At 72.0% G+C, this 10,426-nt stretch carries 9 protein-coding genes; 3 read left to right on the top strand and 6 right to left on the bottom strand.

The window, feature by feature from the left end; genetic code table 11:
• A partial coding sequence (locus ACIRDX_RS16825) for a serine hydrolase (RefSeq protein WP_396626597.1) occupies positions 1-2,301 on the bottom strand: 2,301 nt, incomplete at its 3' end.
• 154 nt (positions 2,302-2,455) lie between these two features.
• Here ACIRDX_RS16825 and ACIRDX_RS16830 point away from each other — a divergent pair.
• Together ACIRDX_RS16830 and ACIRDX_RS16835 are read left to right on the top strand one after the other, a co-directional pair.
• On the top strand, positions 2,456-3,073 hold the full coding sequence (locus ACIRDX_RS16830) for a YdeI family protein (RefSeq protein WP_396626598.1): 618 nt from the start codon (positions 2,456-2,458) through the stop codon (positions 3,071-3,073).
• Positions 3,074-3,299: 226 nt separating this feature from the next.
• Positions 3,300-3,827: an Hsp20/alpha crystallin family protein gene (locus ACIRDX_RS16835; protein ID WP_396626599.1), complete on the top strand. Its 528-nt coding sequence runs from the start codon at positions 3,300-3,302 to the stop codon at positions 3,825-3,827.
• A 173-nt stretch (positions 3,828-4,000) separates the two neighbouring features.
• Here the strand turns inward: ACIRDX_RS16835 and ACIRDX_RS16840 are convergent, their stop codons facing one another.
• Complete coding sequence (locus ACIRDX_RS16840) at positions 4,001-6,121, bottom strand: molybdopterin cofactor-binding domain-containing protein (protein ID WP_396626600.1); 2,121 nt, start codon at positions 6,119-6,121, stop codon at positions 4,001-4,003.
• Positions 6,118-6,618 carry a (2Fe-2S)-binding protein gene (locus ACIRDX_RS16845; protein WP_396626601.1) on the bottom strand — a complete coding sequence of 167 codons (501 nt, stop codon included), beginning with the start codon at positions 6,616-6,618 and terminating at the stop codon, positions 6,118-6,120. The genes ACIRDX_RS16840 and ACIRDX_RS16845 overlap by 4 nt, the downstream gene beginning before the upstream one ends.
• A 223-nt stretch (positions 6,619-6,841) precedes the next feature.
• Between ACIRDX_RS16845 and murQ the strand changes: the two genes are divergently transcribed.
• Positions 6,842-7,738 carry an N-acetylmuramic acid 6-phosphate etherase gene (murQ, locus tag ACIRDX_RS16850; protein ID WP_396626602.1) on the top strand — a complete coding sequence of 299 codons (897 nt, stop codon included), beginning with the start codon at positions 6,842-6,844 and terminating at the stop codon, positions 7,736-7,738.
• Positions 7,739-7,791: 53 nt separating this feature from the next.
• Here the strand turns inward: murQ and ACIRDX_RS16855 are convergent, their stop codons facing one another.
• The 3 genes from ACIRDX_RS16855 to ACIRDX_RS16865 form a co-directional block, all read right to left on the bottom strand.
• Positions 7,792-8,793, bottom strand: a complete 1,002-nt coding sequence (locus ACIRDX_RS16855; protein WP_396626603.1) for a TolB family protein — start codon at positions 8,791-8,793, stop codon at positions 7,792-7,794.
• On the bottom strand, positions 8,790-10,046 hold the full coding sequence (locus ACIRDX_RS16860) for an MFS transporter (protein WP_396626604.1): 1,257 nt from the start codon (positions 10,044-10,046) through the stop codon (positions 8,790-8,792). The genes ACIRDX_RS16855 and ACIRDX_RS16860 overlap by 4 nt, the downstream gene beginning before the upstream one ends.
• Positions 10,047-10,183: 137 nt before the next feature.
• Positions 10,184-10,426 (bottom strand): amidohydrolase family protein (locus ACIRDX_RS16865; RefSeq protein WP_396626605.1); only part of this gene is annotated, 243 nt, incomplete at its 5' end.

Genomic DNA, 10,426 nt, shown 5'->3' on the forward strand with positions numbered 1-10,426 from the left:
GCCGTCGGTCGCCTCGATCACGGCGCTCACGTCGGTGTTGGCCAGCGCCGGACCGACGCCGTCGAACTCCTCGACGTCCACCCAGATGTTGGTCCGCGAGTTCGGCGCGAGCACGTAGGTCTTCTCGAGCGGCGCGCCGGTCGGGCGCAGGTACCGCACGCGCACGGGTCGGGTCGTCGTCGAGGGGTTCTGCAGCAGGTAGAACAGGTCGAACCCGCTGTGCGTCGCGCCCTCGGCCAGGTACCACACCGGCGACGGCGCGCTGACGGCCGTCTCGGTGTGGGCGCCATACCCTTCGCCACTCCAGCGCATGGTGCGATCGGCGACGAGCGTTCCGTCCGCCTCGAGCACGGTCGAGAATTCGGCCGATCCCAAGGCGGTGATCGTCTTGGCGTCGATCGTCGCGCGCGATCGCGGCGCGACCGTGATCGGGTACACGGACGACGTGCCGTCGCCCTTCAGGAAGCGCAGCACGGCCGTCGCCGACGACGTCGTCGGGTTGGCCAGGGCGAAGCGGGTGTCGAAGAACGTGCTGGTCGCGCCCTCGGCGAAGTAGCGCCGGAAGGTGCCGAGGGGATGCGTGCCGGCCGCCAGTTCTGCGGCGTTGAGCACGCCGTCGCCATCGGCATCACCGTTCGCGCCGTTGTTGCCGCTGCCCGACGAGGGATCGAGGCCGAAGGCCAGTTCCCAGCTCGTCGGCAAGCCGTCGCCGTCGCTGTCGGGCACCGTCCGGATCTCGACCGGCTCGGGCTCCCCCACCACGCCGTCGCGCGTGAGCCGCAGCGTGGCCGTGCCATCGGCCAGCGCCGCCGGTACGCGGGCCTCGAGTCGTTCGGGCTGCACCGAGAACAGCGGCGCCACGACGCCGTTGATGCGCACCTCCACGCCCCCCAGGCTGCCCGCCGGCGTCGGCGACGACTGCGACGCCCCTGCGAGCCGCCAGCCGTGCACCACGAAGCGCGTGCCCGGCGAGAGGCCCGGCTCGCCGGTGACCGCATCGACGACGCCCTTCTGCGACCGGATCTGCGGTACCACCGCTGTGGAGTCCACGTACGCGGCGGCCGTGCCAAGGTTGTTGGCCGCCCCTGGCTGGGCGGCGACGCCGGCGAACATCTGCGAACTGATCGGGCCGGCCAGGTCTTCGTCGAGGTCGCCGGAGGAGTTGATGATGTAGGCGAACGAGCGCCCGTTCGGCAGGTGGTAGACCTCGGCCATCGTGCCGCGGAGCCCGCCCGCGAAGCGCATGCGGTTGCCAGTGGAGACCGGGATGATCTGCCATCCCAGCCCGTAGTAGTTGCCCGTGGGCGTCACCGCCGGCCGTGCCTGGATCTCGGCGCGCGTCTGCGCCGAGAAGATCGACGGCACGTTGGCGCGGCCGAACACCGCGTCCACGAGTCGCACCAGGGCGGGCGCCGTGGCCACCCAGCCCCCCGACCCCTCGAGTGCCTCTTCGTACCATTCCCCGTACGGCCGGGGCACCGTCCCGGTCACGTACGGGAACACGCTCGGCACCTGCGACACGGACGACGGCACGACGTACACCGCCTCGCGGCGATCGGGCGTGTCTGGCTGCGACTGCCCCTCGATGAGCGTCCGACCGACGCGCATCGACGTGCGGATGCCGAGGGGCTCGAGCACGGCTTCGCGCGTGTAGCGCTCGTAGGGCATGCCCGAGACACGCTCGACCACCAGCGAGAGCAGGCCGAAGGCGATGCCGGTGTAGGAGACCCGAGAGCCCGGCGTGAAGTGCAACCGCTGCCGGAACACCCAGCGCGCGACGTCGCTGGACGTCGCGGGGCCGCGAATGCCGAGCGACGTCGAGATCGCCCGACTGCTCTGCATCGGCTCGGCGACGACGGCCCGGTCCCAGCCCATCGTGTGCTGGAGCAGCATGCGCAGGGTCACCTGGTTCCATCGGCTGTCGGTGACGCCCCCGGCGGGCAGCAGATGTGGCAGGTGCGACACGATCGTGTCGTCGAGCGACAGCCTGCCGGCGTCGCGCAGCTTCAGGATCGCCATCGCCGTGATGGGCTTGGAGATGCTGCCGATGCGCGCCATCGTGTTGGGCAGCATGGGGCGTCCCGTGGCGGGATCGGCCAGGCCGACGGCGCCCGCGCAATTGAGCACGCCGGCGGTCGACGTGGCAAAGCTCACGCCGGCAAGGTCATGGTCGGCCCGCACGGCACGTAGCGTGACCTTGAACGGATCCGGACAGGAGTCGAAGGTTTCGGGGACGGTCTGGGCCGCGGCGACGGCGCCGCCGGCCAGCAGGATGCACACGACAAGGATCAGGTTCCGCATCAGTCAGGGCTCGGGGAAAGAGGGTTCTTTCTCCTCCAAGCGGAATCGGACGGCAGAGGGGGCCACGGCCCGCCGCGCGCCGGTGGCCACAGGGACCATCTGGCCCGGGCGCGCCTGTCGCCCGTGCTCCGGCCCGGTTACCATGAGGCCCTCCATGCCTCCGCTTGCCCCGACACCAGGTCAGGAGCGGTCCTTCCGCACGGCGGCCGCCTTCGAGGCCTGGCTGGGGAAGCATCACGACCGCGCCGACGAGATCTGGCTTCGTGTCTACAAGACGGGCTCCGGCGTGCCTTCCATCACGATCGGCGAGGCCCTCGACGTGGTGCTGTGCTGGGGCTGGATCGACGGACTCCGGCGCGGGCTCGACGAGGTGTCGTACCTGCAGCGCTACACGCCACGCCGGCCGAAGAGCCTGTGGAGCCAGGTCAATCGCGAGCACATCGCCAGGCTGACGGCGGCCGGGCGGATGACGCCGCACGGGCAGCGGCAGGTGGACCTCGCGAAGGCCGACGGGCGCTGGGAGGCGGCCTATGCCCCGGTGCGCACGGGTTCGGTGGAGAACATCCCGGACGACCTCCGGGCAGCCATCGACGCCAGCTCGCGCGCACGCGAGACGTTCCGGACGCTGAGCAAGCAGAATCTCTTCGCGCTCACCTTCCGCGTCACCACGATGCGAACGGCCGCCGGACGGGCGAAGAAGATCGCGGCGCTCGTCGCGATGCTCGAGCGCGGCGAGACACCCGTGCCCCAGAAGCCTGGCCGGGGCGCCTGATGGTCGGCCATCGCCGAGTCGACGGGCGTGCTGGCGGCCGCAGGCACGCGGCCCACCGCGAGGTTCGTGCAGTTCACCTCTGACGCGGCGGTGTTCGGGTGGCGCGGGCACGCGTGATGCAAGCGTTCCTCTTGGTCACCGACGGACTCGCCGAGCATCCGCGCCAGGCAGCGACGCCTGGCGCGTGCGACGGCGCGTGCCGCGGGGCCGGTCCGGAGGGACTCATATGGTCACCACCACCATTGCACGACCGACGTCGAAGGCGACCTCGGCCATTCCCACCCGCACGCCCTACAGCCTGATGCGCGCGCTGAGCGACGACATCGAGAGCTTCTTCACCGAGGCCGGCATGGGCGTCAGCCGGTGGCCGATCGGTGCGCGACTGTTGGAGAAGGCGCACGCCGGCTGGCTGCCGGCGGTCGAAGTGGAGGAGAAGGACGGCAAGCTGTTCTTCCGCGCCGACTTGCCGGGCATGACGCGTGAGGGCATCACGATCGAGGTCGGCGAGCACGTGCTCACGATCACGGGCGAGCGTCGCGAGTCCACGCGTGAGGCGACCGGCGAGTACTTCCGCACCGAGCGGTCGTACGGGCACTTCTCGCGCACGCTGGCGCTGCCCGAGACGGTGAAGGCCGACTCGGCCGTGGCCACCTTCACGGCGGGCGTGCTGGAAGTGGTGTTCGAGATCGCCACCCCGAAGGCCCCGACGACGCGGCAGTTGCCGATCACGGAGGGCGTGCCGACAGCCAAGTAGGACCGTGCGCGGGGTGCGGAGCCTTCCGCACCCCGCCCTGACTTTCACGCAAGAGGTGTGAACGTCGAGCAGGGCCGGGTTGGGACAACCGGCCCTACCGTCGAGAAGACAGGGCCGGCTCTCCCCTGCGACTCTGCGCCGGTCGCGTGAGCCCGGCGTTCACCGTCGGCCGGCTACGCGAAGCGCACCGGCATGGCATCGCCCACGGCGCCCAGCGCGCGCGCGGCCGATCCGATCGCCGGCGCCACGCACACGATCGGCGTCTCGCCCGCACCGACCGACGGGAGGTCGGGTCGGTCGAGCAGCACGAGCTCGATCGGCGGCACGTCGCGGAAGCGCGGCACGCGGTACGACGCCATGTTGCCGTTGGTGATGGCGCCATTGGCGAAGGCGATCGCCTCGAACAGCGCGCCGCCGATGCCCTGCACGATCGCGCCCTCCACCTGGTTGCGCACGCCGTCGGGATTCACGATGGCGCCGCATTCGTAGGCGACGACGAGCCGCTCGACCTTGAGCGTCCGGTCGGTGCGGCTCACCTCGGCGGCCGTCGCGATGTAGCTGCCCTTGTCGGTGCCACACGCGATGCCGAGGCCACGCCCATCCACTGACGGCTTGGGCCAGCCCACGGCCTTGGCAGCCGCGTCGAGCACCGCGCGCACGCGATCGTTCGAGAGATGCCGCCGCCGGTACTCGACCGCGTCGACGCCGAGCGCCCGCGCGATCGCGTCCATGTGCATCTCGCGCGCGAAGTGGTTGGCGGCGGAGGCCAGGCCGCGATACGAGCCCTGGCGCAACGGCGAGTCGGCCTGGTGGAACTGCGTGCGCACGTTGGGCACGTCGTAGGGCGTCGGCAGCCCGGCGCCACCCGAGTTCCAGTTGTCGAATTCCCAGGCGACGAGTTTCCCATCGGCGTCGACCGCCGCGGCGACGTCGATCACGCCGGCCGGGCGCAGGTAGCCGTACGAGAACTCCTCGGGCCGCGAATAGACGACCTTGACGGGCTTGCCGACGGCCTTCGCGAGCCGTGCCGCTTCCACGGCGCATTCGCCGGTGTGCTTGCCGCCGTACGCCGACCCCGTGTCGGGCACGATCACGCGCACGCGCTCCTCCGGCATGCGAAAGGCCGTCGCGAGTTCGGTGCGCACGCCGAAGGGACGCTGCGTCCCCGTCCACACCGTCAGCTTGTCGCCCGTCCACTCGGCGACTGCGGCGCGCGGCTCGAGCGGCACGTGGGCGATGTAGGGGATGCGATACGAGGCCTCGAACGTGCGGGCCGCGCCCGCCCGGGCCCTGGCCGGATCACCCGCCTGCGTCGGCGCGGCGCCCCGCCCGGCAGCGGCGGCCGTAGCCGTCGCCTTCAGGTGGTCGTACACCGTCACTGACGAGGGCAGATCCGCAGGCACCGTCCACTCCGCCTTGACCGCGGCCGCGGCGCGACGCGCCACGCGCGCCGATGGGCCCACCACGCCGGCGAACGTGCCGTCGCGCACCACGGTGACGCCGTCCATCGCCTTGGCGGCGCTGTCGTCGAGCGACGCGAGCGTGCCGGTGTAGCCCTTCGGGCGCAGGATGCGGCCGTGCAGCATGCCCGGACGCGTCAGGTCGGGCGTGTACCGGTGCGCGCCCGTCACGTAACTGCGGCCATCGACCTTCGCTGCGGCGGTGCCACGGGCCTTCCAGGCGCTGCGCGGCATGAGCGGCGCGTCCGCCGGGACCGCACCGGTCAACTGCGCTCCCTTCACCAGGTCGCCGATGGCGACCGACTTGCCGCCCCCGGTCACCTGACCCGCCTCGCACGCGAGCGAGGCGCGGGGCACACCGAGGCGTGTCGCCGCGCGATCAATCAGCATCTCGCGTGCGGTGGCGGCCGCGCGCGCGAGCAGTGGCGCCATGCGCGGCGTCGACAGCGACCCGAACGTCCCCTGATCGAAGGGCACGAGGTCGGTGTCGGCCATCACGAGCGACACGCGGTCGAGCGGCACGTGCAGTTCGTCGGCAATCGCCTGGGCGAGCGACGTGCGGATGTTCTGGCCGATCTCGGTCTTGCCCGTGTAGCCGGTGATGCGCCCGTCCTCGCCGACGTGCACCCACGCCTTGACGTCGGTCGGCAGGCTGCGCGAACCGGCCTGCCCCGACTCCTGCGCGTGGGCCTGCGTCGCCGCGACGAGCAGCCCGCTGCCGAGCACGCCGAAGATCGCCAGGAACGTGCGTCGCTCCATCTCGAAGACGTAGGTCGGTGGCGCCGACAACTCGTACCGCTCGACCTCGAGGGGCTCCTGCGTGTGCGCGCTCATCGCTGGGCCTCCTGCGCGGTGGCGGGCGTCGCCGTCTTCAGCCGCTCGGCGGCCAGCCGCACGGCCTTCACGATGCGCGGGTATGTGCCGCACCGGCAGACGTTGCGGTCGAGCACCTTCACGATGTCGGCCTCGGTGGGCGACGGGTTGGTACGCAGCAGCGCGACCGTGGCCATCACCATGCCCGACGTGCAGTAGCCGCACTGGAAGGCCTCGACCTCGAGGAACGCCTGCTGGACCGGGTGCAGCGTGTCGCCGGTCGCCAGGCCCTCGATCGTCACGATCTGTGCCTTGGTGACGGCACTGACCTTCACCACGCACGATCGCATCGCCCGGTTGTCGACCAGGACGGTGCACGAGCCGCACTGGCCCTCGCCGCACCCGTATCGCGACCCGGTGAGGTCGAGGTCGTCGCGCAGCACCTGCAGGAGGGTGTCGTCGGGCTCGGCCTCGACGTCGTGGGACTTGCCGTTGATGCGAAGGGAGTAGGTGGGCATGGACGTCGCCTCGTGTGCGGCGGCCACAGGCACCCGCCGGTTCCAAGGGTGATACCACAGCTGCAGGTCGAGGGGGGCGCCTAGTAGGTAAACCGGAGGCGGGTAGCGGGTAGCGGGTAGCGGGTACGGGGTACCGGGTACGGGGTACGGGGTACGGGGGGCGCCCGCAGACCGTGGCCTGTGGCCGCTCGTGCCGCGTCCCGGCGCTACACTCGACGCCGACATGTCCGACCTTCCGATCACCGAGCAGGAGAACGAGCGGTCCCGCGGCCTGGACACGTTGTCCATCGCCGACACGCTGGCGCTCATCAACGACGAGGACCACGGCGTGCCGGCCGCCGTCCGGCGCGAGCTCCCCGCCATCGAGCGGGCGGTCGAGGGCGTGGTCGGGCGCCTGCGTCGCGGCGGACGACTGATCTACGTCGGCACCGGCACGTCGGGGCGCCTCGGCGTGCTCGACGCGTCGGAGTGCCCGCCGACCTACGGCGTGTCGGCCGATCTCGTGCAGGGCGTGATCGCCGGCGGCTACGAGGCCTGCTACCGGGCCGTCGAGGCCTCCGAGGACGACCGCGACGCCGGAGCACGCGACCTGGCGGCACGCGGCGTGACTCCAGACGATGCGGTCGTCGGGATCGCGGCGTCCGGGCGCACCCCCTACACGATTGGCGCCGTCGAGTACGCGCGGTCGCTCGGGGCCTTCACGGTCGCCGTCACCTGCGTGCCCGGCTCGGCGATCACCGAGGCGGTCGACGTACCGATCGTGCCGGTTGTGGGTCCGGAGGTCGTCGCCGGCTCGACGCGCATGAAGGCCGGCACCGCGCAGAAGCTCGTGCTCAACCTGATCTCGACGACGGCGATGATTCAGCTGGGCTACGTGCGTGGGAACCGCATGACCAACATGCGGGCACGCAACAGCAAGCTGCAGGCGCGGGCCGTGCGCATCGTGCAGTCGGAGACGGGACTCGACGACGCAGCCGCGACGACCGCGCTGGAGGCCGGGGGCGGCGACGTCGCCACCGCCATCGTCATGGTTCGGTCGGGTGCGTCGCGCGACGCCGCGAGCGAGGCCCTGGCGCGGGCTGGCGGCGTGATCGAGCAGGCCCTCGCCGCCCTGGCATAGCCTCGGCGCCGCTGCCGTCCGCGTGCAGGGCGACCAGCCCACGCTCGCGAACGTCAGCGGATCACGGAGGGCGAGAAGGCTCGGTCGACCAGTAGCCGCGGCGACGCGGGCGTGTCGATGGCCATCTGCCACACGCTCGCGCCGCCGGCGCCGACCATCTGGTAGATGACATGGGCGTCGTCGAGCCAATCGACCTGGTCGTCGAGGCTCCGCGCTTCACTCGAGAGGTCGCGTTCCGCGCCGGTCCGCAGGTCGAGCAGCCGCAACTGCCAGGCGCCCGGGCCTACGAGATGCTTGTAGGCGATGCGCGTGCCGTCGGGCGACAGCGAGGGACACTCGACGCCCGTCCGCAGCACGCGCGCGCGACGGGTCGAGGCGCGACCGGTCACGAGGTAGTTCACGCCGCCCGACGACAGCGTGGCGTAGAACGTGTCGCTGTCGGGCGCGAAGGTGACGCCCCAGAAATTGAAGTCGACGTTCGCGAAGCGGCGCCCGTCCCGCTCGATCTCGAACTGCTCGAGGTCGGCGACGACGCGCCCCGAGGCCGTGTCGACGAGCGTCGTGCGCGTGGAATAGCCCTCGTCCGCGTACGAGTGGCCGTGCTCGAAGACCGTCGCCGCCGCCCACCGACCATCAGGCGAGACCCGCGTCCGACTCGGCACGCCGGTCAGCGGCACGCGGTGACGCACCAGGAAGCCCTCGTCGAAGATCTCCTGTGTGTAGGCGGCGGTGGTGCGGTCCTGCTTCAGGCACGACCCGCGGCCCGCCGCCATGTGGGCCCGCTCGCACGCCAGCGTCGTCGGAAACACACCCTCCGAGGGTGCTGCCGCCGACACGAGCACCAGCCTGCCCCAGGTGTCGCCCGGGTGCGCACTGCTCACGACCAGGTATGGCCGAGAGGGCGGCGCGGCGCGGAGCGTGACGCCGCCGGCAGGCGCGGCGGAAGGCGAGCGGCGACTCATGGCGATTGACGCATAGCCCACCGCAAGGGCGACGGCGCACGCGCAGGTGAGCACGAATCCCCAGACACGCGCGCGACGACGGGGTGTGGTCATGACGGGTCTCCGTCCGGAGTCGCGGCGCGGAGGAGCGGCCGCACCAGGGCGAGGCTGCACGCGAGCGCCAGGGCAAAGGCGACCACGGCCACGTCACGTGACCAGGTGCTCCACAACACGCCGAACCCCAGGGCCGCCCCCATGCGCCCCAGGCTGCTCGCGGTGGCCGCCAGCGCCAGCCCGCTGCCGCGCTGGTCCGCAGGAACGACCGCGCTCGCCAGCGCCATCAGCACGCCATCGGTCGCCGCGTAGTAGACGCCGAGCAGGACGGCGACGGCGATCGGCATCCACGGTCCGGCGATCGGCGCCAGCAGGGCCGCGTGCACCAGGAGCAGCGCGAGGTGCCCGTAGACGAAGACCCGGGGGCGCCCCCAGCGATCCGCGAGCATCCCGACGGGGATGGCCAGCAGCAGGAAGGTCGCGGCGGTCCCCACCGACAGCAGGGGCAGCCAATGGGCGGGAAACCCGACGGAGGCCTGCAGCGCAACGTAGAGCAGTCCATCGCTCGCGGTGACGAGCCCCAGCGCCCCCGCCGCCAGGGCGATGCGACCGACCGCGGGTTGGCGAACCAGCGCCAGGGCGGCGACCAGCGACGGCCTGCTGGCAGGAGCGATCGGGCCAGGCACATCGCGCACGAACGCGGCCAGCACGGCGACACCGATGATGGCCACCGCACAGCTCGTGACGAAGACCACGTCGTAGGCACCGGGGAGGGCACGCAGCACCAGGACAGCCAGGAGCGGCCCCATCAGCGCACCGGCCGCATCGAGCGCGCGGTGGACGCCGAACGCCTGGGCCAGACCGCCAGCCGTCGCACTCAGCGAGATCAAGGCATCGCGCGGGGCCGTGCGCAGGCCCTTGCCCAGCCGGTCCGCCGCGATCACGCCCGCGATGCCGGCGGGAGAGCAGCCGACCAGGAGGAGACCGGCACGGCAGGCCGCGGAGAGCCCATAGCCAAGGAGCGCCACCCCCTTGTACCGCCCCCACCAGTCGGCGACCGCGCCGCCGAGCCAGCGGGTGGCGACCGTCGCCCCGACATGGAGCCCTTCCACCGCGCCATAGGCGAGCGGGGACAGCCCCAGGCCGAGCATCAGGTACGCCGGCAGGACGCTGGCCACCATCTCGGCACTGACATCGGTGAAGAGGCTCGTGACGCCGAGCAGCCACACGTTGGCCGGGACCGAGCGACGGGCGTCGGCCCAGAAGCGACGGCGCGTCCACGGCACCTCGATGGCAGTCTCTGGTCGATACACGGCTCACTCGACCCGCGCGACGCGGTTGCGACCACCGCATGTGCAGGGTGTCTCGTCAGTATGCCACCCGCGGCGCTGGTCCCGCGTGAGCCGACATCAATCCGTCCCGCCCAGCCTGCGGTGTCCCCTGGCGCCCGTCACGGCTGTCGCGGGCCCTCGAACACGATCCGCCCGCCGACGACCGTGGTGACGATGCGCGCCTGACGGATCGTCTCGGGGGGCACGGCGCGCAGGTCGCGGTCGATGACCACGACGTCCGCCAGCCGGCCGGGCGCGAGGACGCCGGTGTCGCCCTCGCGGAACCCCGCCCAGGCGCCCCCCGCCGTGTAGGCGCGCAGGGCCTCCTCGACGCGGATGCGCTGCGCTGGCACCCACCCGCC

It is taken from the genome of Luteitalea sp., from assembly GCF_044337415.1.
In the GTDB taxonomy this organism is placed as follows: Bacteria; Acidobacteriota; Vicinamibacteria; order Vicinamibacterales; family Vicinamibacteraceae; genus Luteitalea.